Source organism: Methylobacterium aquaticum (assembly GCF_001043915.1).
Taxonomy (GTDB): Bacteria; Pseudomonadota; Alphaproteobacteria; order Rhizobiales; family Beijerinckiaceae; genus Methylobacterium; species Methylobacterium aquaticum.
Window position 1 is genome coordinate 1 of sequence record NZ_LABX01000205.1, and the last position, 25,901, is coordinate 25,901.

At 69.8% G+C, this 25,901-nt stretch carries 21 protein-coding genes and 2 pseudogenes; 13 read left to right on the forward strand and 10 right to left on the reverse strand.

Annotation, left to right across the window (positions count from 1 at the left end):
* Positions 1-197: 197 nt before the first annotated feature.
* From VP06_RS24610 to VP06_RS24635, 6 genes and pseudogenes are all read left to right on the forward strand, one after another.
* A pseudogene (locus VP06_RS24610) lies at positions 198-416 on the forward strand (hypothetical protein); the annotation flags it as partial.
* A gap of 157 nt (positions 417-573) precedes the next feature.
* Positions 574-951 carry an AtpZ/AtpI family protein gene (locus tag VP06_RS24615; protein ID WP_048466443.1) on the forward strand — a complete coding sequence of 126 codons (378 nt, stop codon included), beginning with the start codon at positions 574-576 and terminating at the stop codon, positions 949-951.
* Positions 952-1,042: 91 nt separating this feature from the next.
* Positions 1,043-1,798: a F0F1 ATP synthase subunit A gene (locus VP06_RS24620; RefSeq protein WP_048466444.1), complete on the forward strand. Its 756-nt coding sequence runs from the start codon at positions 1,043-1,045 to the stop codon at positions 1,796-1,798.
* A 129-nt stretch (positions 1,799-1,927) separates the two neighbouring features.
* Complete coding sequence (locus VP06_RS24625) at positions 1,928-2,155, forward strand: F0F1 ATP synthase subunit C (RefSeq protein ID WP_048430690.1); 228 nt, start codon at positions 1,928-1,930, stop codon at positions 2,153-2,155.
* Positions 2,156-2,474: 319 nt separating this feature from the next.
* Positions 2,475-3,047, forward strand: a complete 573-nt coding sequence (locus VP06_RS24630) for a F0F1 ATP synthase subunit B family protein (protein WP_048466445.1) — start codon at positions 2,475-2,477, stop codon at positions 3,045-3,047.
* 21 nt (positions 3,048-3,068) lie between these two features.
* Entirely contained in the window at positions 3,069-3,554 is a 486-nt protein-coding gene (locus tag VP06_RS24635; RefSeq protein ID WP_197093281.1) for a F0F1 ATP synthase subunit B family protein, read from the forward strand.
* Between the two features lie 131 nt (positions 3,555-3,685).
* Here VP06_RS24635 and VP06_RS37675 read toward each other — a convergent pair whose 3' ends face one another.
* From VP06_RS37675 to VP06_RS24645, 3 genes are all read right to left on the reverse strand, one after another.
* On the reverse strand, positions 3,686-4,501 hold the full coding sequence (locus tag VP06_RS37675) for a GDP-mannose 4,6-dehydratase (protein WP_210168128.1): 816 nt from the start codon (positions 4,499-4,501) through the stop codon (positions 3,686-3,688).
* Positions 4,502-4,892: 391 nt separating this feature from the next.
* Positions 4,893-5,102: a hypothetical protein gene (locus VP06_RS36620; protein WP_156295751.1), complete on the reverse strand. Its 210-nt coding sequence runs from the start codon at positions 5,100-5,102 to the stop codon at positions 4,893-4,895.
* 167 nt (positions 5,103-5,269) lie between these two features.
* Positions 5,270-9,007, reverse strand: coding sequence for a vitamin B12-dependent ribonucleotide reductase (locus VP06_RS24645; RefSeq protein ID WP_048466448.1), 3,738 nt, complete (start codon positions 9,005-9,007; stop codon positions 5,270-5,272).
* A 506-nt stretch (positions 9,008-9,513) separates the two neighbouring features.
* Between VP06_RS24645 and VP06_RS24650 the strand changes: the two genes are divergently transcribed.
* Both VP06_RS24650 and VP06_RS24655 read left to right on the forward strand, forming a co-directional pair.
* Positions 9,514-9,930, forward strand: coding sequence for an NADH:ubiquinone oxidoreductase subunit NDUFA12 (locus VP06_RS24650; RefSeq protein ID WP_082167603.1), 417 nt, complete (start codon positions 9,514-9,516; stop codon positions 9,928-9,930).
* 127 nt (positions 9,931-10,057) lie between these two features.
* Positions 10,058-10,738, forward strand: coding sequence for a DUF2155 domain-containing protein (locus VP06_RS24655; protein ID WP_082167604.1), 681 nt, complete (start codon positions 10,058-10,060; stop codon positions 10,736-10,738).
* Between the two features lie 9 nt (positions 10,739-10,747).
* Here the strand turns inward: VP06_RS24655 and VP06_RS24660 are convergent, their stop codons facing one another.
* The gene (locus VP06_RS24660; protein ID WP_048466450.1) at positions 10,748-11,665 is read right to left on the reverse strand and encodes a class I SAM-dependent DNA methyltransferase; all 918 of its coding nucleotides are present in this window, start codon (positions 11,663-11,665) and stop codon (positions 10,748-10,750) included.
* Between the two features lie 112 nt (positions 11,666-11,777).
* Here VP06_RS24660 and VP06_RS24665 point away from each other — a divergent pair, with 112 nt between their 5' ends.
* From VP06_RS24665 to VP06_RS24685, 4 genes are all read left to right on the forward strand, one after another.
* The gene (locus VP06_RS24665) at positions 11,778-12,824 is read left to right on the forward strand and encodes a ligase-associated DNA damage response exonuclease (protein WP_048466451.1); all 1,047 of its coding nucleotides are present in this window, start codon (positions 11,778-11,780) and stop codon (positions 12,822-12,824) included.
* Positions 12,821-14,530, forward strand: a complete 1,710-nt coding sequence (locus VP06_RS24670; protein WP_048466452.1) for a cisplatin damage response ATP-dependent DNA ligase — start codon at positions 12,821-12,823, stop codon at positions 14,528-14,530. The genes VP06_RS24665 and VP06_RS24670 overlap by 4 nt, the downstream gene beginning before the upstream one ends.
* Complete coding sequence (locus tag VP06_RS24675; RefSeq protein WP_048466453.1) at positions 14,527-14,979, forward strand: secondary thiamine-phosphate synthase enzyme YjbQ; 453 nt, start codon at positions 14,527-14,529, stop codon at positions 14,977-14,979. Before VP06_RS24670 ends, VP06_RS24675 begins: the two co-directional genes overlap by 4 nt.
* 1,898 nt (positions 14,980-16,877) lie before the next feature.
* Entirely contained in the window at positions 16,878-17,543 is a 666-nt protein-coding gene (locus VP06_RS24685) for a response regulator (RefSeq protein ID WP_048466454.1), read from the forward strand.
* A gap of 6 nt (positions 17,544-17,549) precedes the next feature.
* Here the strand turns inward: VP06_RS24685 and VP06_RS24690 are convergent, their stop codons facing one another.
* The 6 genes and pseudogenes from VP06_RS24690 to ptsP form a co-directional block, all read right to left on the reverse strand.
* Positions 17,550-18,212, reverse strand: a complete 663-nt coding sequence (locus tag VP06_RS24690) for an acyl-homoserine-lactone synthase (protein WP_048466455.1) — start codon at positions 18,210-18,212, stop codon at positions 17,550-17,552.
* Positions 18,213-18,728: 516 nt separating this feature from the next.
* Positions 18,729-19,466, reverse strand: coding sequence for a LuxR family transcriptional regulator (locus VP06_RS24695; RefSeq protein ID WP_048466456.1), 738 nt, complete (start codon positions 19,464-19,466; stop codon positions 18,729-18,731).
* Positions 19,467-19,635: 169 nt separating this feature from the next.
* Complete coding sequence (locus VP06_RS39060; RefSeq protein WP_425350945.1) at positions 19,636-20,625, reverse strand: PTS fructose transporter subunit IIC; 990 nt, start codon at positions 20,623-20,625, stop codon at positions 19,636-19,638.
* Positions 20,626-20,715: 90 nt separating this feature from the next.
* A pseudogene (locus VP06_RS39065) lies at positions 20,716-21,360 on the reverse strand (fructose PTS transporter subunit IIB); the annotation flags it as partial.
* Positions 21,361-21,474: 114 nt separating this feature from the next.
* Positions 21,475-22,416 (reverse strand): 1-phosphofructokinase, encoded by a 942-nt coding sequence (pfkB, locus tag VP06_RS24705; RefSeq protein ID WP_048466458.1) that lies wholly within the window; start codon positions 22,414-22,416, stop codon positions 21,475-21,477.
* Positions 22,413-24,974 carry a phosphoenolpyruvate--protein phosphotransferase gene (gene ptsP, locus VP06_RS24710; RefSeq protein ID WP_048466459.1) on the reverse strand — a complete coding sequence of 854 codons (2,562 nt, stop codon included), beginning with the start codon at positions 24,972-24,974 and terminating at the stop codon, positions 22,413-22,415. Before ptsP ends, pfkB begins: the two co-directional genes overlap by 4 nt.
* A gap of 165 nt (positions 24,975-25,139) precedes the next feature.
* Between ptsP and VP06_RS24715 the strand changes: the two genes are divergently transcribed.
* On the forward strand, positions 25,140-25,901 hold a 762-nt coding region (locus VP06_RS24715; protein WP_048466460.1), incomplete at its 3' end, for a LacI family DNA-binding transcriptional regulator.

A 25,901-nucleotide genomic window follows, 5' to 3' on the forward strand; every position in this document is an offset into this window, starting at 1 on the left:
CCCCTCCCCACAAGGGGGAGGGGAAAGAGCACCGCGACTCCGCGCACCGCGTCGCCTCATGACGTTCACGCGCTTGCGCATCGGCGGCTTCGAGACCGTCGTCGAGCCCGGGCTGACCGGGGTTGATCGGGCCGAATGGCTGCGGCAAGTCGAACCTCGCCGAGGCGCCCGAGACCTTCGCGGAGGAACGCCGCCGGCTCGATGCGCCCCTCGACGATGCCAATGTCGAGCGGTACTGCGACCTCCAGACGGCGATGGCGCGCGACACCGACACCCGCTTCATCGTCATCACCCACAACCCGATCACCATGGCGCGGATGGACCGGCTGTTCGGCGTGACCACGGCCGAGCGGGGGCGCGCGCAGCCCGTCTCGGTCGATCTCGCGACCGCCGAGCAACGGGTCGAGGCGGTTTGACAGCGGACCTGTGTGCGGTGCGAAATCCGCCGAAAGTACAATGACTTACCAACGCTTCGGGGTGCCTTGACACCCAAGGTGGGCGAAACTATGGTGCGCCCGCTCGACGGGGGTAGCCGGACCGGATCTCCTCATCCTTCACGCGCGAGGTTTCGCCATGAACGGCAACGACCCGCGGGGGAAGGACGGCACCGGTGAGGGCTCCTCCCCCGACGACGACCTCTCCGCGAGGCTCAAGCGTCTCGAGATGCAGATCGACCGGAAGCGCCCGCCGGCGGCTTCCGATCCGTCGTCGCGTCCCGATCGCGGCCAGCCTTCGTCCCTCGGCATCGCCATGCGGCTGTCCACGGAATTCGTGGCGGGCGTGCTGGCGGGCGGCCTTCTCGGCTGGGGCTGCGATCATCTCCTGGGCACCAAGCCCTGGGGCCTGATCGTCCTGCTCGTCATGGGCTTCGCGGCCGGAATCTACAACGTGATGCGGGTTTCCGGATTTTTTCCGGCCGCGGACACGAAGAAAGGCCCGCCAGGGTCTTGATCATCCGGTGGATGCCGTGCATCCGCCTGCACGGGTTGGCAGCGCGGCGGGAGAAGCCCGCGGCAGCGATAGACGAGGGGGCGGGACCGGCATGGCCGTCAAGATGGATCCGATCCACCAGTTCGAGCTGAAGCCGCTGGTTTCGTTCGGGCATATCGGCCACCAGCACATCGCCTTCACCCAGTCGGCGCTGTACATGTTCCTGGCCGTGGGGCTCATCGCGCTCCTGACGATCTGGGCCACCAAGAGCCGGGCGGTGGTGCCGGGCCGGGCGCAGTCGCTGGCCGAGATATTCTACGAGTTCATCGGCCAGACCGTGCACCAGTCGGCTGGCCATGGCAGCGAGCGCTTCGTGCCGCTGGTCTTCTCCCTGTTCATGTTCGTGCTGCTGCTGAACCTGTTCGGGATGATCCCCTACGCCTTCGCGGTGACCAGCCACATCATCGTCACCTTCATGCTGGCGCTGGTGGTGATCCTCACGGTGGTGATCTACGGCTTCATGGCCCATGGCACCCACTTCCTCGGCCTGTTCGTGCCCCCCGGCGTGCCCGGCTGGCTCAAGCCGCTGATCGTGGTGATCGAGGTCGTGTCCTTCATCTCGCGGCCGATCAGCCTCTCGGTTCGTCTCTTCGCCAACATGCTGGCGGGCCACATCGCGCTGAAGATCTTCGCGGGGTTCGTCCCGGCCCTGCTCGCCGCCGGCGTCTGGGGCATCCTGTCGCCCCTGCCTCTCGCCCTCTCGGTCGCCGTCACGGCCCTCGAGATGCTGGTCGCGGTTCTGCAAGCCTACGTCTTCGCGACGCTGACCTCGATCTATCTCAGCGACGCCCTGCATCCGGGCCACTAGAAGGGCCGAAGGGCCTCCGTCAGAGGCCCCGCCCTCCCGCGATCGCATCCCAGAGCTTCCCACCCCGGTTCGCCGTGTCGCGGCCGGATACCACCCGCCAGACGACTAGACGACCTTAGGAGCATCACGATGGATCCCGTTGCTGCGAAGTACATCGGCGCCGGCCTCGCCTGCCTCGGCATGGCGGGCGCCGCCATGGGCCTCGGCAACCTGTTCGGCCAGTTCTTCGCCGGCGCCCTGCGCAACCCCTCCGCGGCCGACGGCCAGCGCGCCAACCTGCTCCTCGGCTTCGCGCTGACCGAGGCGCTGGGCATCTTCTCGCTGCTCGTCGCGCTGCTGCTGCTGTTCGCCGTCTGATCCCGGCGAGGATTGCCGAAACGAGGTGGTCCACCCGCGCACCGGGCCTTTCCACGAGGCTCCGGTGCGCGTGCGTTAGGGCCCCTGATACCAACGGTCGTTGAAAACGACCTTTGGTTCTGTTCTCGAATTTTCGCCAAGCCTCTGGCTTGACATCGAAAATTCGAGATGGGTCAACGGCCCGATGCGTCAGCATCTTGGGCCGTTGGTATGACACCACTTCGTGCCGCCGCCGCTCCGAGAGGCGTGGCGGCGCGACGGCCGGCCCGGCCGAGCGCTCGGCGGGAGCGCTTCGTCTCCCCCACACCCGGACGACACCATGGCGCAGCCACATGCACCCGCCCCCCTCAAGGAGGGGCTGATTCACGAGCCGGCCTCCGAGCATGGCGGCGGCTTCCCGCCGTTCGAGAGCAGCACCTTCGTGGCGCAGATCCTCTGGCTCGCGCTCGCCTTCGGCCTGCTCTACTACCTGATGTCGAAGATCGCGCTGCCGCAGATCGCCGGCATCCTGCACGACCGGCAGTCCCGGCTCGCCGGCGATCTCGATCAGGCCGCCCACGCCAAGGCCGAGGCCGACAGCGCCCGCGACACCTACGAGCGCGCGCTCAAGGACGCCCAGGCCAAGGCCAAGGGCATCGCCCAGACCACCCGCGAGCAGCTCGCCTCCGAGGCCGAGACCCGCCGCAAGTCACTCGAGGCCGACCTGGCGACCAAGCTCGCCGAGGCCGAGGAGCAGATCCGCACCCGCACCGCGACCGCGATGAGCAGCGTGCGCGAGGTGGCTGCCGACGCCGCGACCGCCATCGTCGAGCGCCTGACCGGCCAGGCGCCGGACCGGAGCGCGGTCGAGGCGGCCTATGACCGCGCCGCGCGTCCCCAGACCGTGCACTGAGCCGCAGGAGATCACGACATGCTGTTCGATGCGGAATTCTGGGTCGCGGTCGCCTTCGTGGTGTTCTGCGGCATCGCCTGGAAGATGGGTCTGTTCGACCAGATCATCGGCGGGCTCGACAAGCGCGGCGAGCGCGTGCGCAAGGAGCTCGAAGAGGCTCGGCGCCTGCGCGAGGAGGCCGAGGCCGTCCTGGCGGATTACAAGCGCCGCCGCGCCGAGGCCGAGCGCGAGGCCGCCGAGATCGTCGCCAATGCCCGCGCCGAGGCCGAAGCCGCCGCGGCCGAGGGCCATGCCCGCCTGAACGAGTTCGTCGCTCGCCGCACCAAGGCGGCGGAGACCAAGATCGCCCAGGCCGAGGCCCAGGCCACCGCCGAGGTGCGGGCCGCCGCGGCGGACGCCGCCGTCCGGGTCTCCGAGACCATCCTGCGGGAGAAGATGAGCGGCGACGCCGCGCAGGATCTGATCCGACGCAGCCTCGGCGAGGTGCGGACCCGTCTTCGGGCCTGATTCCCTCGCGACCGACCTGCAACGTCACCGTCGAGAGCCGCCTTCGGGCGGCTTTCTTATTGGAGCACACCGTAAGCCCACCTGGCTCGTGACCGACAATCCACGATGGTAACGGCCGGAGTGATTATAAGCTATAACATCCCATCTCTTTGAAGATGTCTGGAGATTACAGGTTTAACCAGAAGTGGATCGCCGTCGGTCGTTTTCTGTGTCATAGATCGAGACGAATCGCCGTCGAGCCCCTGATGACCGTCTACTACTTCCATTTCCAGTCCGGGCGCTGCCTGATCATGGACCCCGAGGGAGTCGAGCTCCAGAGCATGGCCGACGCGCTGGAAATGGCGGCCAAGCTGGCAGCCGGTCTGCTCGATGATCGCGAGATGTCCTGCGACTGGGCGCGCAGCGCCTTCCGGGTCGAGGACCAGCATCAGCGTCGCGTCTTGCGCCTGCCGATGACGACCGTGCAGGCGCGGGGCAACCGTCATCGCGCCTTGCTGAATTAGACGGGCGGTTGCCGTCCCCGGCGGACGATAGAGGCCGATCGACGGTCCTCGAAGGCTTGTCCCCTCCCGCAACGTGCCGACGCCATCGGGATTGGCGATGTCTTCCGGCGTCTCGACGGTGACCTGGACGTGGCTCTGTGCTGCGCGATTGTCGATCTCGTCCGGCTGCCCCTGCTGAATGATGCGGATCAGGTTGGTCGAGTCGGTCACGTTCCTGCCATGCTGCACGATACGCTGATCGGGGACGTGCGGATCCTGGTACAGATCGGCGATGCGCTCAGTGTTGAACGCGGATGACCGGTGCTTGACCGTGTGGACGCTGTCGCCCTTCTGCATTGATATTTTTGACGAATAGGCGTCGCGATATCCCATCGCAACTGTGATCAAGACGAAGTTATTTGATCGATCGACCGTCATGATCTGACGGCTGAACGGCTCGCGCATTTTCATGATCTTGCTGGAAACGGTCAGCCGTCACGACAAGCGATCGCGGGAGGGACGCTCATTTCTGAGCGCCGTCGGCACTGAACCGAGCGGGCCCCATTCGGCCACTCGGATCCCACCGTGGGTATTTCACGGCGAAGCGTTCACTGGGCCATGGAGAGAGTGTCGCCGCCGGTGTGAAACTGGCTCTCCGGCACTTCTGGTACAGTGCGAAGCCACGGGTTGGGCGCAACGCTCGGACACACCTGAATTTTCCGAATGGGCCGCCCGTCATCGGCAGGGGCCTGCCCGCGTCCCGCAAGGCAGTCGGAAGTGCCCGACTTCGTCAGGCGGTTCAGGGCCGCGGGCCGGACCGTCCTGCACCACACATGCGGGAGAGCCCAAGGCCGGGTCAGACTTCAATCGGCGTTGACATCGCAGCTTCTTCGGCTGGGTCGACCACGAATGGCTGTTGCGGATGGTGGCGCACAGGATCGCCGATCCTCGGGTCGTCCGGGTGGCTCGGCTGTGGCTTGAGGCCGGCATCCTCGAGAGCGGTAAATGGCACGAGCCTGATGCGGCGGGTAACTTCCGGGAAGAGCCGGGTGCGGGCAAGCCGCATGCCGGATCCGTGAGGGCGAAGCTAAATGGCCGAGCTGATCGACCATGATCTGCTTGCACCGGGATGCGCAAGGACGCGCAGCGGTTGCTGCGCGTCCTTGCCGAGATGTCATCCTATGGTTTGCCCGACAGCATTCGAGCGATGTCGCTTGTGTGCAAAGACGGCGCTCAGCTGCACCCCGTCGTCGAACCGCAGGTGTCGCACTTCAGGCAGGTCCCGTTCCGCACCAGGGTGAAGTTGGCGCATTCCGGGCAGGCTTCGCCGACATAGCCCTTCATCTTCGCCTCGGCGCGACGGTCCGACACGCTGCGGCCTGCCGCGGCCGGATCCGGCTTGGCGAAGGGAAGGGCCTCGGCCAGGGCCTCGATCGTGCCGGCCAGGCTCGGCTCGGTCTTGAGCGCCACCGCACCCCGCACCGCCAGCACGGTGCCGCCGGCCGGAGCCGACTGGCCCGTCGCGGGCGCGGCGACGCCGGAGGTCGCGCCGGACGGACCGCCATGGATCAGGGTCAGCCGGTCGCCGGAGCCGCGCAGCAGGCCGCGCGACACGACGTTGTGCGCCGGCACCGGATCCGAGGCGGCGGGCTTCGCCGGGGCCACGCCCGTCACCGCGGTGCCGATCTCCGAGAGGTCGACATGGGCGAGGTCGGTGCGGCCGAGATACGAGATCGCCAGCTCACGGAACACGTAGTCGAGCACCGAGGTGGCGTTCTTGATCGCGTCGTTGCCTTGCACGAACCCAGCCGGCTCGAAGCGGGTGAAGGTGAAGGCGTCGACGTACTCCTCCAGCGGCACGCCGTATTGCAGGCCGAGCGAGACCGAGATCGCGAAGTTGTTGATGAAGGCCCGCAGCGCCGAGCCCTCCTTGTTCATGTCGAGGAAGATCTCGCCGAGCCGCCCGTCGTCGTACTCGCCGGTGCGCAGGAAGATCGTGTGGCCGCCGATCTTGGCCTTCTGGGTGTAGCCCTTGCGGCGGCTCGGCAGCTTCTCCTGGGAGCGCAGGCGCTCGACGCGCTCGACGATCCGCTCGACGATCTTCTCCGTCACCGTGACGGTCTTGGCAGCGGCCGGCTGGGCCAGCAGCGCCTCGACCGCATCCTCCTCGTCGTCGGCCTCGTCGCTGATGAGGGCGGCGTTGAGGGGCTGCGACAGCTTCGAGCCGTCGCGGTAGAGGGCGTTGGCCTTCAGCGCCAGGGTCCAGGACAGCCGGTAGGCGTTCTTGCAATCCTCGACCGTGGCGTCGTTCGGCATGTTGATGGTCTTGGAGATCGCCCCCGAGATGAAGGGCTGCGCCGCCGCCATCATGCGGATGTGGCTCTCGACCGAGAGGTAGCGCTTGCCGATCCGGCCGCACGGATTGGCGCAGTCGAAGACCGGGTAATGCTCAGGGCGAAGGTGCGGCGCGCCCTCCAGCGTCATCGCCCCGCAGACATGGACGTTGGCCGCCTCGATGTCCTTGCGGCTGAAGCCGAGGAAGGCCAGCAGGTCGAAGGATGGCTCCGCGAGCTTGTCGGCCGGCACGCCGAGCGTCTTCGTCAGGAAGTCCTCGCCGAGGGTCCAGCGGTTGAACACGAACTTGATGTCGAAGGCCGATTTGAGGCCCGCTTCCACCGCGGCGATCTTGTCGTCGGTGAAGCCCTTGGCCCGCAGGCTGCCCGGGTTGATCGCCGGCGCCTGGCCGAGCGAGCCGTGGCCGACGGCATAGGCTTCGATCTCGGCGATCTCGGCCTCGCGGTAGCCGAGGCTGCGCAGGGCATCCGGCACCGCCCGGTTGATGATCTTGAAGTAGCCGCCGCCGGCGAGCTTCTTGAACTTCACGAGCGCGAAGTCGGGCTCGATGCCGGTCGTGTCGCAATCCATCACGAGGCCGATCGTGCCGGTCGGCGCGATGACGGTGGCCTGGGCATTACGAAAACCGTGCTCCTCGCCGAGCGCCAGGGCGCGATCCCACGCCGCACGGGCATGGGCCACCAGCTCGCCCTGCGGGCAGCCGGCATGGTCGAGCGGCACCGGGTTGGTGTTGAGGAACTCGTAGCCCGTCGCCTCGCCGTGGGCCGCCCGGCGATGGTTGCGGATCACCCGCAGCATCGCGTCGGCATTCTCCTCGTAGGCCGGAAACGGCCCCAGCTCGCGCGCCATCTCGGCCGAGGTGGCGTAGGACACGCCGGTCATGATGGCGGTCAGCGCACCGGCCAGCGCCCGACCCTCACGAGAATCGTAAGGAAGGCCCATGGTCATCAGGAGGCCGCCGATATTGGCGTAGCCGAGGCCCAACGTGCGGTACTTGTAGGAGAGGTCGGCGATCTCGCGGCTCGGGAACTGCGCCATCAGCACCGAGATCTCCAGGACCACGGTCCACAGCCGGCACAGATGCTCGTAGCCCTCGACGTCGAAGCGCTTGGCCGCCCGGTCGTAGAGCGCCAGCAGGTTCGCCGAGGCGAGGTTGCAGGCGGTGTCGTCGAGGAACATGTACTCCGAGCACGGGTTCGAGGCCCGGATCCGCCCGCCGACCGGGCAGGTATGCCAGTCGTTCATCGTGGTGTTGAAGTGCAGTCCCGGATCGGCCGAGGCCCAGGCGGCCTCCGCGATCTTCTCCCACAAGTCCCGCGCCTTGATCGTCTTGGTGGCCTTGCCGGTGGTGCGCTGGGTCAGGGTCCAGTCCGCATCCGCGTCGACGGCGCGCAGGAAGTCGTCGGTCAGCGAGACCGAGTTATTCGAGTTCTGGCCGGCGACGGTGAGGTAGGCTTCCGAATCCCAGTCGGTGTCGTAGATCGGAAACGCAATGTCGGTGTAGCCCTGGCGGGCATACTGGATCACCCGCTTGATCGCGGCATCCGGCACCATCGCCTTGCGGGCGTTCCTGACCTCGCGCTTGAGGGCCGGGTTGCGCTCTGGATCGAAGCAGGCGTCACCGGCGGCCTCGCAGTTGACGCACGCCTTCATCACCGCCTTGAGGTGCTTGGACACCACCTTGGAGCCGGTGACGAGGGCGGCGACCTTCTGCTCCTCCTTGACCTTCCAGTCGATGAACGCCTCGACGTCCGGATGGTCGATGTCGACGATCACCATCTTGGCGGCGCGCCGGGTCGTGCCGCCGGACTTGATGGCGCCGGCCGCCCGGTCGCCGATCTTGAGGAAGCTCATCAGGCCAGAGGACTTGCCGCCGCCGGCGAGCTTCTCGTTCTCGCCGCGCAGCCGCGAGAAGTTGGAGCCGGTGCCCGAGCCGTACTTGAACAGGCGGGCTTCCCGCACCCACAGGTCCATGATGCCGCCCTCGTTGACGAGGTCGTCGGCGACGGACTGGATGAAGCAGGCATGGGGCTGGGGGTGCTCGTAGGCGCTGGCCGATTGGGTCAGAGCGCCGGTCTTGTAGTCGACGTAGAAATGGCCTTGAGCCGGGCCGTCGATGCCGTAGGCCCAGTGCAGGCCGGTATTGAACCATTGCGGCGAGTTCGGCGCCACCATCTGGCGGGCGAGCATGGCGCGCAAGTCGTCGTGGAAGGCGGAGGCGTCCTCCTCGCTGGTGAAGTAGCCGCCCTTCCAGCCCCAATAGGTCCAGCATCCGGCCAGCCGATCGAAGACCTGCGTCGCCGAGGTCTCGGAGCCGGCGCGCTCACCTTCGGGCAGGCCGGCCAAAGCCGCCTCGTCCGGCACCGAGCGCCACAGGAAGGAGGGGACGCCGGTCTCCTCGACCTTCTTCAGGGCCGCCGGGACGCCGGCCTTGCGGAAATACTTCTGGGCCAGCACGTCGCAGGCGACCTGGCTCCAGGTCTCCGGCACGTCGATGCCCTCGAGGCGGAACACCACCGAGCCGTCCGGATTGCGGATCTCGCTCACCGCCTTGCGGAACGGGATGCTGGCATAGGGCGACTGCCCCGCGGTGGTGATGCGACGCTCGAACCGCATGGGGATACTCTCCGGTCACGAACAGCCGGGGACCGCCCGCGCAGGATGGCGGGGTCCGCCGGTTACGAGGAATGGCGGGGACGTGTCGATGGGGCGGACGCGCCTCGGCCCTCCCGGGCCGGCTCGTCCTGTCAGCATGGAAACTACCGAGCATGGCAGCCCCACGTCAATAACTAGTGTCGGCGAACTCCGTTCCTCCCTAGATGTTGTGTTGACGGGCGGAATCCTGTGGATGGCGGCGAACCTCCGCGTAAGCCCGTATCCGGCTTGGCGGAATCGCACCGGCCCCTCGGCCCGGTCACAGCCGGCGCAGCATCCGACCACCGATTTGTTCACAGGTGGTTGGGCATCGGGGCGCTGCGGCGGCGGCGTGACAGCCTCGCCCACAGGAATCGTGCTGCGGCGCGGGACATGCTGGACATCCGGGGGCCATCTCACCATAGTCCCGCGCGACGACGGGGGGCCTCCCTCCCATTCCCGGGGGCGTTAGCCCAGAGACGGTCGCGATGGCGCTGAAAGACACCCTGCTTCGGATCTTCACCTGGTGGAGCGGCTCGACCGTCAGCCTGGAGTTCTACACCAAGCGCCACGGCCGTTTCGTCGGCGAGGACGAGTTCGGCAACCGCTACTACCGGGCGCAAGGTCCGCTGATCGATGCCTCGGTCGGCCCGGAGCGGCGCTGGGTGATCTATAATGGCTATGCCGACGCCTCGAAGGTGCCGCCGGGCTGGCGCGGCTGGCTGTGCCACGCCACCGACGTGGCGCCCTCCGAGGAGACCTACGTCCCGCGCGAGTGGCAGAAGCCGCACGAGGAGAACCTGACCGGGACCGTGGCGGCCTACCGGCCGCGGGGCTCGCAGCTCTCCTACGGCCAGCGGCCGGCGGCGACCGGCGACTACGTGCCGTGGGTGCCGGGCGAGTAACCCGCCCTTTTTCCACCATCCTCCTTGTGTCTATCGCGGGTGGGCCGGTCCTGCCCGCTCGCCCCGTCGATCCGGGCGCGAGAGGCCCGTCAGGGGCCGCCGACCATCGAGCCGGGAGCGTTTGGGTTTGAGCCGCATGACCGCACGCCGCGCCGCGGGCGCCTTCCTGCTCCTTCGCGGTGTCGTTCTGGGCGGTGCCGTTCTGGGGGGCGTGCTCGCCTCCGCGCCGGCCCGGGCCGACAAGATCCGCAATCCGACCGCGGTCTTTGCCGGCCTCGACAAGATCACCGGCCGCACCGTCTCCTTCGAGGTGGCGGTGGACGAAACGGTGCAGTTCGGCGCGCTCCAGCTCACCCCACGGGTCTGCTACACGCGCCCCCCGACCGAGAGCGCCAAGACCACCGCCTTCCTGGAGGTCGACGAGGTCACGCTGGAGAACAAGTACCGGCGGATCTTCACCGGCTGGATGTTCGCCTCCAGCCCCGGCCTTCACGCCATCGAGCATCCGATCTACGACGTGTGGCTGGTCGATTGCAAAGGCGGCACCGACCTCATCGCCGAGCCGAAGGAGCAGGAGGACGCGCCGGTGGCCGCCGCCAAGCCCGAGGGCCGCAAGCGCCGCGAGCAGGCGCGGGGCGGCGACGAGGCGCCGCGCAGCCGCCAGGTCAACCGCCAGGGCCAAGTGGACGTGGAGCCCCTGCGCGGCACGCCGGTGCAGCCGCGCCAGACGCCGTCGCGGCGCTTCTTCCCGACCAATGACGGGCCGAGGCCGGGCGGCGTCGATCCGATGGACCCGAACCCGCGCTGAGGGCCGGCGTCAGCGCGCCAGCACCACCAGCCATCCCGGCACGCCGCTGCCGTTCTGGCGCCGGATCTCCGCCGGCTCCAGCAGCGCGACCGCGAGCCCGGCCGCCTCCGCCGCCTCGCGCAGAGTCGCCACCCCGTGGGCGTAGCGTCCGTCGGCGCCGAGCACGACGCCGCGCTCGCCCGGATGGGCCTGCACCGTGAAGGCGAACAGCCCGCCGGGCACCAGCACCCGGGCCACTCCGGCGACGACCGGGCCGATCATCCGCAAGTAGATGAACACGTCGGCGGCCACCGCGAGATCGGCGCTCGCAGGCGGCTCGGATTGAAGGACATCCCGCAGGTCGCCCTCGTCCAGGCGGGCATAGAGGCCGGTGCGCCGGGCCTCGGCGAGCATCCGGGGCGACAGGTCGATGCCGGTGAGCGAGCCGGCGATCCCCTGGAGGGCGCGCGCCATCAGGCCGGTGCCGCAGCCGAGATCGAGGACGCGCGAAAAGACCACGTCGGGCCCCCGCAGCTGCTCCAGGGCGGACCGGATCAGCGCGGGGCCGCAATAGCCCAGCCCTTCGACCAGATGGCGCTCGAAGCGCCCGGCATAGCCATCGAACAACGCCCGGACATAGGCCGGCGAGATCGCCTCCTCCTCCGTCTCGCCCAGTTCCGCGAGATGCAGGCGGGCGCCGAGGGAATCCTCCGGATCGAGGGCGAGGGCCGCCCGGAACGCCTGTGCGGCCTCCCGCCGCAGGGTCGGGACGGCGGCGCGGGCGCGCCCGAGCAGCAGCCAGGCCGGGCCGTAGCCGGGCACCCGCTCCAGCACCTGCCCGGCGAGGTCGGCGGCGGCCTCCGCATCGCCCCCGGCGAAAGCCGCCTCGGCCCAGGCATAGCGGCGGTCGGCGAGGAGGTCGCCGGAGGAGCGGTCGGGCGCGGGCATCGCGGAGGGGCTTTCGGAGGGAGAGGCGAGGGGAGGAAGGGACGAACGGTCCGGGCCGCCTATATACCCGGCCCCGCTCCCGGGAAGAGGTCTCACCGCCTGACGAGGATCCATGGCGTCGCGCCCCACCGATCTCCTCACCCTGACCCGTGAGGGGCTGTATTGCCCGCCCGGCGACTTCCATGTCGATCCGGTCCGCCCGGTGCCGCGTGCGCTCATCACCCACGGCCATGCCGACCATGCGCGGGCAGGCCACGGTGCGGTGCTGGCGACGCCCGAGACCCTGCGCATCATGGCGGTCCGCTACGGCGAGGATTTTTGCGAGACCCGCCAGGAGGCACGGCTCGGCGAGGCGATCCGGATGGGCAGCGTCACGGTGCGCTTCCACCCCGCCGGCCACGTCCTCGGCTCCGCCCAGATCGCCATCGAGCAGGGGGGGTGCCGGATCGTCAATTCGGGCGATTACAAGCGGGCGCGGGACCCGACCTGCCTGCCCTTCGAGGTGGTGCCCTGCGACGTGTTCATCACCGAGGCCACCTTCGGCCTGCCGGTCTTCCGCCATCCGGTCGCCCGCGACGAGGTGCGAAAGCTGCTCGATTCGGTGCGGCTCTTCCCCGAGCGCACCCACATCGTCGGCGCCTACGCGCTCGGCAAGGCGCAAAGGGTGATGGCGCTCCTGCGCGAGGAAGGCTTTTCGGAGCCGATCTACCTGCACGGTGCGATGGAGAAGCTGACCGATCTCTACCGGCGCGAGGGCGTCCCGCTGGGCGAGACGATCAAGGTGGTGGCGGCGGAGCGGCCCAAGCTCGGCGGCACGATCGTGATCTGCCCGCCCTCCGCGATCCAGGACCTGTGGTCGCGCAAATTCCCCGATCCGGTCACCGGCTTCGCCTCCGGCTGGATGCGGGTGCGGGCGCGTGCGCGCCAGAAGGGCGTCGAGCTGCCGCTGGTCATCTCCGATCATTCGGACTGGGACGATCTCTGCCGCACCATCCGGGAGACCGGGGCCGGCGAGGTCTGGGTGACCCATGGCCAGGAGGATGCCCTGGTGCATTGGTGCGGGACGCAAGGCATCCGGGCCAAGCCCCTGCACATGCTCGGCTACGGCGACGAGGGCGAGGCGGAGCCGGATGCACAGGGGGTGGAGACGGCCGCATGAACGACTTCGCCCATCTCCTCGACCGCCTCGCCTACGAGCCGCGGCGCAATGCCAAGCTGCGCCTGCTCCAGGACTTCTTTCGCCACACCGCCGATCCGGACCGCGGCTACGCGCTCGCCGCCATGACCGGGTCCTTGAGCTTCCGCGAGGCCAAGCCCGGCCTGATCCGCGGCCTCGTCGAGGAGCGGGTCGATCCGGTGCTGTTCCGGATGTCGCACAACTATGTCGGCGACCTTGCGGAATCGACGGCGCTGATCTGGCCCGCAAGACCGGGACGGGAGTCCGGGGACGAGCCCGGCCCCGGCCACAACAACCCGCCGGTGCCGACCCTGTCCGAGGTGGTGGAGGCGCTGGGGACCATCGGCAAGGGCGAGCTGCCGGCGCGGCTCGCCGCCTGGCTCGATGCCCTCGACGAGACCGGGCGCTGGGCGCTCCTCAAGCTCATCACCGGCGAATTGCGGGTCGGCGTCTCGGCCCGGCTGGCTAAGACCGCGGTAGCGAGCCTCGGCGGGCACGAGGCCGACGCGGTGGAGGAGGTCTGGCATGGCCTCGCCGCTCCCTACCCTGAGCTGTTCGCCTGGGTCGAGGGCCGGGCCGGCCCGCCGGAATCGGTCAATCCGGCGCCGTTCCGCCCGCCGATGCTGTCGCATCCGATCGAGGAGGAGAGCGACTTCGACAAACTGGAGCCTCAGGCGTTCTCGGCCGAGTGGAAATGGGACGGCATCCGGGTCCAGCTCGCCGGCGGGCGCGACCGCGACGGCCGGCAGATCCAAAAGATCTACTCGCGCACCGGGGAGGACATTTCCGGCGCCTTCCCTGACCTCGCCGAGGCGATCACCTTCTCGGGGGCCCTCGACGGCGAGTTGTTGATTCTGCGCGAGGGACGGGTGCAGAGCTTCAACGTGCTCCAGCAGCGCCTCAACCGGAAGGCGGTGACGGGCAAGCTGTTGCAGGATTTCCCGGCCCATGTCCGGGCCTACGATCTCCTGGCCGAGGGCGAGGAGGACCTGCGGCCCCTGGCCTTTTCCGAGCGCCGGGCGCGGCTGGAACGCTTCGTGGCCGGGCTCGACCACGCCCGCATCGACCTGTCGCCGCTCGTGCCCTTCGCCGATTGGGAGGCGCTCGCCGCCGCGCGGGCCGATCCGGCCTCGGTCGGTGCCGGACCGGATGCGGACGCGATCGAGGGGGTGATGCTCAAGCGGCGGACCAGCCCCTACCAGCCCGGCCGGCCCAAGGGCCCGTGGTGGAAATGGAAGCGCGAGCCCTTCCGCGTCGATGCGGTGATGATGTACGCCCAGCGCGGCCACGGGAAGCGCTCGTCGTTCTATTCCGACTACACGTTCGGGGTCTGGCGCGAGACGCCGGACGGCGCGGAGGAGCTGGTGCCGGTGGGCAAAGCGTATCATGGCTTCACCGACGAGGAACTGGCCAAGCTCGACCGCTACGTTCGCAACCACACCACCAAGCGCTTCGGCCCGGTGCGGGAGGTGGATTATGGTGTGGCGAAGGGGTTGGTGCTGGAGATCGCCTTCGAGGGCGTGCAGCGCTCGACCCGGCACAAATCGGGCGTGGCGATGCGGTTTCCCCGGGTCAGCCGCATCCGCTGGGACAAGCCGCCGGCCGAGGCCGACCGGATCGAGGCGCTGGAGCGCATCCTGGCCCGCGGCGAGACGGAGGTTCACCCGGGACGGGAGATCGCCGAATGAAGCGCTTCGACATGATCGCCAGGGGCACCGTCACCCGCCAGGCGACCGGCCGCCTCGTGGTCGACACCAAGGGCCAGGGCTTCACCGAGATCACGGACGCCGCCGCGGACTTCGTGCGCGAGGCGGGTGTCCGTCACGGGCTGCTCACGGTGTTCTGCCGCCACACCTCCGCCTCCCTGACGATCCAGGAAAATGCCGACCCGGACGTGCGGACCGACCTGTTGACCGCCCTCGACGGGCTGGCGCCGCGCCATGCGGGTTACGTCCACGGCAGCGAGGGGCCGGACGACATGCCGGCCCATCTCCGCACCCTGCTGACCGACGTGGCGCTGACGATCCCGCTGGTCGATGGGCAACTGGCCCTCGGGACCTGGCAGGGGATCTACCTGATCGAGCATCGCGATCGGCCGCATCGTCGCGAGATCGTGCTGCATCTCGCCGGCGCCTGACCGGACGTCGGATGCCCACGCAGGACGCCGGCCCGGAGGCGGCGCCATCCTGCAAACCCGTCGCGCCTCGGCGTGCAGCGTGACGCGAGCGCGTTGCCGATGACGATCGCATGGCGTCGGCCCGGACCTTGTCTCTTCCACGTCTGAGCCGCGCACGCGCGGCATACGCCGCGCCGACGCAGGTCGTCGGCCTCAGACCACCCGCTGCAAACCCCCGTGATCGGCCCGCACGATCCACAGGATGATCGTCCAATGGATCCCGGCTGATCGGCCGCTCGTCTCAACTGCGCGCCGTCGCTGCTGCGCTCCACCGGCGCCGGACATCGTAAATATCCTGCTTAGGCGATCTCTTGCCGCAATTGAGACGACGGACGCAACATGCTAAATATTTCATATTGCGCTGCAACAAATTTCATGATTGTTTACCTTGGACTGGTCAATTGAACTGAGGTTGGAGCGCAAACAACCATGAAATATTTTGCATTATCTCTCCTCGCCCTGAGCGCGGTGCCGGCGCAGGCGCAGGATCGTTCCGCTTCGATCACGGTGTTTCCGCCGATCATGCGGGAGACGGCGCGTGACACGGCGGCTGTGCGGCCTTTCGCTGAGCTGACCACGACGCCCCAGCCTGTCCCCGCGGCCCGTCGGCCGGCGGCTCAGCCCGAACTGGTCGCGCGGGGCTATGTCGAGCCTGCGGCGGCGTCGGTTACCGGCGCGCTCGAATAACACCCAAGGTTAGAAACACGGCCTTGGATGCCGTTCTCGAATTTGCGCCACGCCTCTGGCGTGGCATCGGACCATCGAGATGATGGACGACCTGATACGGCAGCATTGAGGGTCGTTGGTACGAGGCCCTGGCAGACGCAGAAGTCGCGAAGCCGGGCGCTGGTTTTGCGACAAGACCAATGATGCCACGATCGTCTCAGCGGGCGGAGCGTGGCGGACCCGCGCAGCCCGCTTACGGCCCGTCGAGTCGGTGATTTACGCCGATCCGCACCTCGTGCACGTCGAACCCGGCCTTGAAGCGGGCATTGACCGGGCCGCCGCGGTGGAGATGCTCGGGAACGACACGGCGCCCGGGCTCCAGAACGGCAGGCCCGGGGGATCTGTTGATGGCAGCGGCACCGAGAAGGCCGGGACCGTGACGCCGCCGTTGACCCTATCTCCGAGAACGCCCAGCCGCCGGCCGCATCGACGAGCAGGGGACCGAGCGCGTCGCCGAGCCGTCCGCCCACCGTCGCGAAGGAGGTGTCGGTGCCTTGGCCCACTCCGCCGCGAGGCCCAGCTTCGGGACCGGGACGGCCGAGTGTGCCAAGCGCGGCGGAGCCGCCATCGACCTCGGCCCGATCACAATGCCGTGCCCGAGCACCGGATTGTCGCCGATGGTGCCTCCCTGGTGACGCCGCCGAGCGAGGTCCGGACGCTCACGGCAGACAGGGAGCGTCTCGCCGCGGAACCCGCCTCCGGTCCAGGCCGCACCGACATACGCCCCGCGCCTGTCGGGAGAGGGCGCCGTTGCGACCGGGAGCGCGGGTCACGTGGTGCGTCGCCGAACCGAAGATCGGCTGCTTTTGCGGTGGTCAGTGGAGGAACGAGGGCCGACATCGCGGCCAAGTCCGAGTGACGGGATCTCTGCAATTTTGGGAGGCGGCCCACCAGATTGCCAATCTGTCTAATGGCGATTTGAGGCTGCGTAAGCTTGTCAGTTCTTGCCGCCCGCACGGCAGTGACCGCGTGGCGCTGGCCCGATCGCGCGCGATCTCTGCGCAATCCGCCAGCGGCTCGATGGCGTGGATAGCGCACACGCTCCGGTTTCAAGCCCGTCAAAAAAAGCTATAGAGACAAAAGAAGTAGGCCGAGAAGCGCCAAGGAGCGCGGGTGCCGTGGCGGGGAGTGAGTTGGGTTCCGAGACCACCATCGTCGTCGCGGACGACCACCCGCTGTTTCGCGGCGCCCTGCGCGGCGCCGTGACGGCGATCCTGCCCGGCGCCCGGATCCTCGAGGCGAGCGGACTCGAGCCGCTGACGGCGATCCTCGACCGGGAGCCCGAGATCGACCTCGTGCTGCTCGATCTGACGATGCCGGGGGTGCAGGGCTTCTCCGGCCTGATCTACCTGCGGGCGCAGCACCCGGCAATTCCCGTGGTGATCGTCTCGGCCAACGAGGACCCGGTGGTGATCCGCCGCGCTCTCGATTTCGGTGCCGCTGGCTTCATCCCGAAATCCCTCGACGTCGACCGCATCGGCGAGGCGATCGGCGAGGTTCTCGCCGGCGGCAACTGGTCGCCCCCCGACATCGAGCTGTCGGCCTCCGAGGACAAGGAGACGGCCGACCTGATGCGCCGCCTCGCCACCCTGACGCCGCAGCAGGTGCGGGTGCTGATGATGCTGTCGGAGGGATTGCTGAACAAGCAGATCGCCTACGAGCTTGGCGTCTCGGAGGCGACCGTGAAGGCTCATGTCTCGGCCATTCTCCAGAAGCTCGGCGTCGAGAGCCGGACGCAGGCGGTGATCGTCTCCTCGCGCATCGGCGCGACGCTGAGGCCCCCGGCCGGGGTCGAGTAGGGCGCGTCACGACGCCCGCAGGATCCGCTCCGTGCGATCGAGCGACGCACGACCGAGGCCGCGCGGCACGTCGTAGGGCGTGCCCGCGAGCTCGAACACCGCCCGGGTGGTGTCGGCGGTGGCCGGCGTCCAGCGGGCAAGGAACGCCACCAGGGGATTGCCGTCGTAGATCATTGGCAAGGCCAGGGGCTCGGTCTCCCAGCCGAGCGTCGCCAGATGGGTGATCATGATCGGGTGGGCCTGGATCAGGTAGCCGTCGAGGCCGAGCAGCCCGGTCAGTTCCGCCACCGCCACGAACTGGCGCCCGGCGACGGGATCCTTCGCGGTCGCGGAGGCACGCCGCCAGGGGGCGGCGCCACAGCGGGTCCATTCGAAGAGGCGCGGGCCGCTCGGGGCCTTCGCGCCTTGCAGAAGCTCCGGATAGACGTGGCTCTGGAGATGCGGCCGGGTCGTCGGCAGCAGGCGCGAATACGACACGACCTCGCCGTCGTCGATCCCCGCGACGTGGATGCAATCCGGCCCGTCGAACTGGTCCCGCTCGCGTCCGTCGGGCTTGCGGCACGCCTCCCACCGCATCGTCTCGACAAACAGGCGGTGGCGGAAGCAATATATCCTGTCGAGCAGATCCGCGCTGGCTTGGTAGCTGTCGCGATCGATGATCGTGATCAAGATCAGGGCTCCTCGCTTTGGAGCTACTCATGATCTTTTAATCTTTCAGATGATAGACCGTAAATTTACGGGATGGCTAATTAATCGGCTCGACAACATGAATATGCCTTGGGGCAAGACAATTCTTCCCGGTCTCTCCGGGCATGCGAGAGGGCCGTCACTGCGGCAAGACCGGGCGATCCGGCCGGTCGAAGCGCGGTCACGGACTTGGGCGGGACGACGGGGTTCGGCGGAAACCGGTGGCTGTCGGTCCGGGACGGTGGCGGCTCGATCCACCCCCGGCCTCACGACGGAATGGTCGCGGCGATCGTTGTCGGCGCGACGCCGGCCCGGCTCCGGTTCCGGCACGGTGAAGGGCCGTTCGAGATCCGGGCCGGCCTAAGCAGGCTTGCGTTGGCAGGCCAACGCTTCGCCCGCTCAGGCTCTTGTTTTGTCGCAGATTTTTATCGCCGAACCGGTGACCACTTCGGCGAAATCTGCTTGGCCCCGCCTGCGGTCGTGCGGGCGGGCTGCGATCTAATCGATCAATCCCTCGCGCATCGCCTGGGCGACGAGCTGCACCCGGTTGACGGCGCCGAGCTTGCGGGCGGCGTTGCGCAGATAATCCTCCACCGTCCGCTGCGACAGGGACAGGATCTCGGAGGTCTCCCAGCCGGTCTTGCCGGCGGCCGCCCACTTGATGCATTCGATCTCGCGCCGCGTGCAGCTTTGCGCGCGGCCTGCGCGGGGGGGCCGGGCCGGCACGGCGGGACCGAGGCGGCGCGCCGTCAGGTGCGCGTAGATCGCCAGCAGGTGCAGGCCGGCCCTGGCCTCGTCCGAGAGGTCCATTCGCGGAGCGCCGAACGAGGCGGCGGTCTCGGTCCCGTCCACGTCGTGGATCGGCACGCAGAGCCCGTCGCCGAGGCCGAAGGCTGGCGCCTCGCCCATGATCTGCCGCGCCACGGCCGCATCGCGCTCCACCGGGACCTCCGACCACAGGAACGGCGTGGTGGTGCGCCGCACATGCGCCATCACGGGATCATGCTGGACGTAACCGCGCTCGACGTAGCGGGCCGCCCATGCCTCCGGCCAGTGCATCAGCAGCAGCCGGTCGGGCAGGTTCTCGCCGGCGCTCTGGGGCACGCCCGCGATGGCGAAGCGCTCGTAGCCGAAGACCGTGCCGGCCCGGCTCAGCACGGCCACGATCTCGGCCGTGTTCTGTGCCGCCTTCACGGCCTGGACCAGGTCCAGGGTGACCTGCCCGATCAGCGCCATCTCGCTGCGACATCCTCTCGACACGGGCCCGCCGCGGCCCGCGCCGTCGCGGGCTTGTCCCGGCACGATCGGGCCTGCTGTCCATCAGGACATCATGCCTACCAGGAAACACCGCGAGCGGCGACGATCCGGGAGTTAAGCCCCGGGCTCGTCGCCGAAGGCCGGCCGCTCAGCCCGCCCGCCGCTTGAGCAGGCCCACCAGGACGGCGGTGATGACCGTGCCGACGGCTAGCGCCACCACGGCGCCCAGCACCGGCGTGATGGCGTTCGGGATCGGCAGGACGAACAGGCCGCCATGGGGCACCCGCAGCGCCACCCCCAGCGTCATCGAGAGGGCGCCCGCCACCGCCGAGCCCGCCACCAGAGCCGGGATCACCCGCAGGGGATCGGCGGCCGCGAAGGGGATCGCGCCCTCGGTGATGAAGGCGGCCCCCAAAACCGCCGCGGCGGTGCCGGCCTCGCGCTCCTGCGCGCTGAACCGGCCGGGAAAGAGCCGTGTGGCGAGGGCAATGCCGAGCGGCGGGGTCATGCCGGCGAGCATCACGGCGGCCATCGGGGTGTAGATGCCCGACGAGATCAGGGCGGCGGAGGAGGCATAGGCCGCCTTGTTGATCGGCCCGCCCATGTCGAGCGCCATCATGCCGCCGAGGATCAGGCCGAGCACCAGGGCGCTCGTGCCCTGCATGCCCTTGAGCCAGCCGGTGAGCGCCGCCAGCAACGCCGCCACCGGCACGCCGACGACGTAGACCATCAGGAGGCCGGTCACGAGCGTGCCGATCAGCGGCAGGATCAGGACGGGTTTGAGGCCCTCCAGGGTCTTCGGCAGGCGGATGGAGCGGCTCAAGAACGACACGGTATAGCCGGCGATGAAGCCCGCCACGATGCCGCCGAGGAAGCCGGCATTGAGATTGGCCGCCAGCATGCCGCCGATCATGCCCGGCGCGATGCCGGGCCGGTCGGCGATCGAGAAGGCGATGTAGCCGGCGAGCGCCGGGACGATCAGCGCGAAGGCCGCCTTGGCGCCGATCTCGCCGAGGGCAAAGCCTAAGCTGCCCGTGTTGGCCGCCGACATCGCATCGATGCCGCCGAACGCGAAGGCAAGCGCGATCAGGAGGCCGCCCGCCACCACGAAGGGCAGCATGAACGACACGCCGGTCATCAGGTGCTTGTAGGCGCCGGCCTTGGTCTCGGCAGCCGGGCGGGCGGAGCTGGATTCGGTGGCGTCGGCGCCCTGCACTTCCGCGTTCTTGAGCGCGGTGGCGATCAGGCCCTTGCCGTCGCGGATCGCCGCCTTGGTGGTGGTGGCGTAGACCCGCTTGCCCGAGAAGCGCGAGCGGTCGATTCCAGTATCGGCGGCGATCAGCACGATGTCGGCCGCCGCGATCTCGTCCGGCGTCAGCGCGTCCCGGGCGCCGACCGAGCCTTGCGTCTCGACCCGCACGGAATGGCCGAGGGCCTGGGCAGCGGCCTGGATCCCTTCCGCCGCCATGAACGTGTGGGCGATGCCGGTCGGGCAGGAGGTGATGGCGACGATGCGCCGAGATCCGCCCGCCTCGGGGGCTTTGCTCGGGTTCTTCTCGCCGAGGCTCTTGGTGCTCGCGAGCGCCCGGTCGATCACCCCGTCGACGTCGGTGAGCACGTCCTCGATCGCGGCCTTGGCCCGTTGGAGTGCTCCGAAGCGGCCCTCGCCGAGGTCACCCGTGCCGACGAGCAGCACCGCGTCGGCGTCCCGGATCGCGCCCTCGCTCAAGGGGGCCCCGGTCGCGCCGCGGGCGCGCAGTTCGACGTCGAGGCGCTGGTTGCGCCGCCCCGCCGCCCGGCGCAGGGACTCGGCCGCCAGCACCGCATGGGTGCTGAGATCGCCGCCTCCGACGACGGCCACCAAGTGGGTCATGGGGTGTTCCTCCTGGGGTCTGTTGTGATGTCCGGCCAAATTCCGATGTCGAACGACTCGACCGCTGCGCGGCGCCTCGGGATGAGGTCGCGGGTGGGATGGCGCTTGGTTGCGTCACGCCGTCAGCGCCTGCACGTCGATCGTCCTGGCGATCGCCTCGACGGGCGCGCGCCCCGGCAGGTTGGCGCCGGCCCGCGTCAGCTTGCCGGCCGCGAACGCCAGCGCCAGCCGGGCGGTGCCGGCGAGGCTCAGATCGGCCACGAGCCCGGCCACCAGCCCGGCCACCAGGGCGTCGCCGGCCCCGACGGTGCTCGCCACCGCGATCGCCGGGGCCAGCGCGTGCAGGGCCTCGGTCCCGCGGACGAAGACCGCGCCCTCGGCCCCGAGCGAGACGACGACCAGGGCAATGCCGCGCCGCACGAGGTCACGGGCTGCTTCGACCACGTCGGCGAGGGTGGGCAGCGGGCGGCCGGCCCATTCCTCCAATTCGTGCCGGTTCGGCTTGACCATGTCGGGCAGGGGGGCCGCCGCCAACGCTGCCGCCAGCGGTGGCCCGGAGGCGTCCAGCAGCACCCGGCCGCCGCGCGCCTTCAGGTCCGCGGTCAGCTCGGCGTAGAGGCCGGTCCCGGCCCCCGCCGGCAGGCTGCCGGCCAGCACCACGAGGGTGTCGGGGCCGGCCGTCTCGGCCAGCATGGCGCGGACCGCCCGCAGGGTCGCGGGGTCGACGGCGAGGCCCGGCAGGTTCACGTCGGTGGTCCCGGCGGGATCGACGAGTTTCAGGTTGATGCGGGTCTCGCCGCCCACGCGGAGGCAGCGATCCGCGATGCCCTTGGCGGCGAACAGGGCCTCGAAGGCCGCGGCGTTGCCGGCGCCGAGCACCCCGGCCGCGGTGACGGGCAAGCCCCAATCGGCCAGGCAGCTCGCCACGTTGATGCCCTTGCCGCCGGCATCGTCCCGCACCGCGCGGGCGCGGTGGACCTCGCCCGGCACCAGCCGGTCGAGGGTGACGGTCCGGTCGATCGCCGGGTTGAGGGTGAGGGTGAGGATGCGGGTCACGACCGCGCCTCCGCCCTGTCGCCGGACGAGCGGTCGAGGGCCCGCACCGCCGCGGCGTCGGGTTGGGCACAGGCTTCCTCGGCGAGCGCCTTCAGCTCGGCCAGCGAGGCGGCGCGCAGGCGCGCCTTCACGGCGGGCAGGTCGCGGGGCGTCATCGAGAGTTCGTGCACCCCGAGGCCCGCGAGCAGCCCCGCCCCGAACGGATCGCCGGCGATGCCGCCGCAGACCCCGACGAAGCGGCCGTGCCGGGCTGCCCCCTCGCAGGTCATCCGCACCAGGCGAAGCACCGCCGGATGGAGCGAATCGGCCTCCGGCGCCAGCTCGGTGTTCTGGCGGTCGATGGCGAGCGCGTATTGCGTCAGGTCGTTGGTGCCGATCGAGAAGAAGTCGCAATGGGCGGCCAGGGCATCGGCCTGGATCGCCGCGGCCGGCACCTCGATCATGATGCCGAGCGGCACGGCGGGCGCGGCGATCTCGGCCCGGATCCGCTCGCAAGCGTCGCGCAGGGCCAGCACCTCCGGCACCGAGGTGATCATCGGGAACATGATCGAGAGCGGCGCGTCCTTACCCCCAGGTGCGTCGGCCGGCACGCCATCCTTCGCGGCGCGGTAGAGGGCGCGCAGTTGCGGCTCCATCAGGTCGGGCCGGCGCAGCAGCAGCCGGGCGCCGCGCACGCCGAGGAAGGGATTCTCCTCCTTCGGCAGCGCGAGGTGGGGCACCTGCTTGTCGCCGCCGATATCGAGGGCGCGCACGATCAGCGGGCGGCCCCGGAGCGCCTCCAGCATCGCCCGGTAGGTGGCATACTGGTCGTCCTCGCCCGGAGTCTCGCCGCGCTCCAGGAACAGGAACTCGGTGCGCATCAGGCCGACGCCCTCGGCGCCCTGCGACAGGGCGAAGGGCACCTGATCGGGCGTGTTGACGTTGGCGCCGATGGCGAGGGCATGCCCGTCGCGGGTGCGGGCCGGCAGGCCGCGCTCGCGCGCCTCCGCCTCCTGGGTCGCCCGCAAGGCGTCGCGCCAGGCTTGCGCCGAGGCGAGGTCGCGCGCGCTCGGATCGACGTAGAGCCGCCCGGTGGTGCCGTCGAGGATCGCGGTCTTGCCCGCAGACAGGGCGAGCAGGCCGGGTCCGGCCGCCACCATCGAGGGAATGCCGAGCGTCCGGGCGAGGATCGCCGTGTGGGAGGTCGGCCCGCCTTGCGCCGTCGCGAGCCCCAGCACCCGGGCGGGGTCGAGCCCGGCGGTGTCGGAGGGCGCGAGGTCCGGGCTGAGCAGGAGGCAGGGCGCGTCCGGCAGGGCATGGCCGGCCTGGAGCGCCGGATCGATCTGCGCCAGCACCCGGCGGCCGACATCGCGCAGGTCCGCCGCGCGGGCGGCGAGCACCGGATTGCCCAACGCCGAGAGCTGGCCGGCCATGCGCTCCACCGCCCGGTGCCAGGCATAGGCGACGCCGTGGCCCTCGACCATCAGCTGGCAGGCCAGCGTGATCAGGTCGGTGTCGGCGATGAGATCGGCCTGCGCCTTGAAGATCCCGGCATCGGCCTGGCCGAGGCGCCGGCCGGTATCGTCGGCGAGCGCCTTGAGCTGCGCCGCCGTGCTCTCCAGCGCCGCGTGCAGCCGGTCGCCGCCGCTCGTGAGCGGTTCGGGCTCGTCCGGCACCGCGACCTCGGTGGGGCCGAGGATGTGGATCGGCCCGATGGCGAGGCCCGGGCTCGCGCCGATGCCGGGGATCACCTGGCAGGGATCGGCCGGGTTCCAGCCCGCCACCGGAGCGGCGGCCTTGGCGGCGGCCTCCGCCGCGCGGGCGACGGCGGCCTTCTCGCCGGCTGACAGCCCGGTGACCACGGCCTTGAGCCGGGCGAGCGCCGCCGGGGCGTCGTCGCCCTCGGCGGAGATCACCGCCTCGTCGCCGGCGCGCAGGCCGAGCTGGAGCAGCGCGATCAGGTTCTTGGCATCCGCCACCTCGGCGCCGTGGCGGACCTGGATCCGGGCGGGGCTGGCGCGGGCCGCCTCGACCCAGGCGGAGGCCGGGCGGGCATGCAGGCCGGTCGGGTAATCGACGGTCCAGGCAAAGCTCTGGGCAAGGTCGGCGGCGGGGCCGGCGCTGCCCGAGACGGCGCCATCCTCGGCGAGGGCCGCGGCGATCTCGGCGGCGTCGCCGGTGGTGCGCAGGCGCTCCAGCCGGGCCTCGTCCTGGATCAGGCGGGTGAGGCGGCGCAGCACCGTGATGTGGGTGTCGGATTGCGCCGCGATCGCCACCACCAGGTGGGCATCCTGCCCGTCATGCCAGGCGACCCCGCCCGGCACCTGGAGCACGGCGAGCCCGCTCTCGCGCACCAGGGCGCGATCGTCGACCATGCCGTGCGGGATGACGACGCCGTGGCCCAGATAGGTGTTCGCCACCGCCTCGCGCCGCAGCATGCTGGCCTCGTAGGCCGGGTCGATGCAGCCGGCGGCGACCAGGAGCTGGGCCGCCTCGCGGATGGCGGCGTCCTTGGTCGAGGGGGTGGCGGCGGTGCGGATCAGGATGCGCGGCGTCAACGGCGGTGTCGGCGCGAGCATGGCGGGCTTCCTCCCTGGAGGCGATCGAATTTTCCTTGCCGTCTATGAAAACGTTTTCATAAACTGTGTCAATCGGGGATCGGCTCCGTCGGAGTGTCAGGACTTGCATGCCGCGTAGGTGCCTGCCACAAAGGGTGTGCAGTTCCTGAAAACGTTTTCGAGGCGATGACCGTCGGCATCCGTGACGTCGCCCGCGCGGCGGGCGTTTCCACCGCGACCGTGTCGCGGGCCCTGGGCAAGGGCCCGGTCAGCGACGCCCTGCGCGAGCAGGTGGAGGCGGCGGTGCGCGCGACCGGCTACCGGCCGAACCTCTCGGCCCGCCGCCTGCGCTCGCAATCGGCCCAGACCATCGGGCTCATCGTCGCCGACATCCGCAACCCGTTCTTCACCGCGGTGAGCCGGGCGGTGGAGGATGCGGCCTACCAGGCCGGGATGCGGCTGATCCTGTGCAACACCGGCGAGGATGCCGAGCGCGAGGCCCTGTACCTGCGGCTGATGCAGGAGGAGCGGGTCACCGGCGTCGTCTTCGCGCCGACCCGCCGCACCGCCGAGCGGCTGCGGCCGGAGGATTTTCCGTTTCCCCTGGTGCTGATCGACCGCACCGGCCCGCCCGGTGGCCACGACTCGGTGGTGCTCGACAACGTCGCGGCCGGCGCCGCCCTGGTCGACCATCTGGTGGAGCAGGGCCATTCCCGCATCGCGGGCCTGTTCGGTTCCACCAGCTCGACCGCGGAGGAGCGGCGCGACGGCTACCTCGCGGCGATGCACCGGCACGGGCTGGAGCCGCAGATGCGCCATGTCCTGCCGGATGCCGAGCCGGCGCAAGGCGAGGTGGCGCGCTGGCTCGCCGAGCCGGGGCGGCCCGAGGCGCTGGTGGTCTCGAACGGCCTGATTCTGATGGGGGCGGTGCGGGCGGCGCGCGCCGCC

Coding starts and splice junctions, on each gene's coding strand:
- VP06_RS24615 (WP_048466443.1), top strand. CDS start 574: ATGAACGGCAACGACCCGCGGGGGAAGGACGGCACCGGTGAGGGCTCC.
- VP06_RS24620 (WP_048466444.1), top strand. CDS start 1,043: ATGGCCGTCAAGATGGATCCGATCCACCAGTTCGAGCTGAAGCCGCTG.
- VP06_RS24625 (WP_048430690.1), top strand. CDS start 1,928: ATGGATCCCGTTGCTGCGAAGTACATCGGCGCCGGCCTCGCCTGCCTC.
- VP06_RS24630 (WP_048466445.1), top strand. CDS start 2,475: ATGGCGCAGCCACATGCACCCGCCCCCCTCAAGGAGGGGCTGATTCAC.
- VP06_RS37675 (WP_210168128.1), bottom strand. CDS start 4,501: ATGCGCGAGCCGTTCAGCCGTCAGATCATGACGGTCGATCGATCAAAT.
- VP06_RS36620 (WP_156295751.1), bottom strand. CDS start 5,102: ATGCGGCTTGCCCGCACCCGGCTCTTCCCGGAAGTTACCCGCCGCATC.
- VP06_RS24645 (WP_048466448.1), bottom strand. CDS start 9,007: ATGCGGTTCGAGCGTCGCATCACCACCGCGGGGCAGTCGCCCTATGCC.
- VP06_RS24650 (WP_082167603.1), top strand. CDS start 9,514: ATGGCGCTGAAAGACACCCTGCTTCGGATCTTCACCTGGTGGAGCGGC.
- VP06_RS24660 (WP_048466450.1), bottom strand. CDS start 11,665: ATGCCCGCGCCCGACCGCTCCTCCGGCGACCTCCTCGCCGACCGCCGC.
- VP06_RS24665 (WP_048466451.1), top strand. CDS start 11,778: ATGGCGTCGCGCCCCACCGATCTCCTCACCCTGACCCGTGAGGGGCTG.
- VP06_RS24670 (WP_048466452.1), top strand. CDS start 12,821: ATGAACGACTTCGCCCATCTCCTCGACCGCCTCGCCTACGAGCCGCGG.
- VP06_RS24675 (WP_048466453.1), top strand. CDS start 14,527: ATGAAGCGCTTCGACATGATCGCCAGGGGCACCGTCACCCGCCAGGCG.
- VP06_RS24695 (WP_048466456.1), bottom strand. CDS start 19,466: ATGGCGCTGATCGGGCAGGTCACCCTGGACCTGGTCCAGGCCGTGAAG.
- VP06_RS39060 (WP_425350945.1), bottom strand. CDS start 20,625: ATGACCGGCGTGTCGTTCATGCTGCCCTTCGTGGTGGCGGGCGGCCTC.
- ptsP (WP_048466459.1), bottom strand. CDS start 24,974: ATGCTCGCGCCGACACCGCCGTTGACGCCGCGCATCCTGATCCGCACC.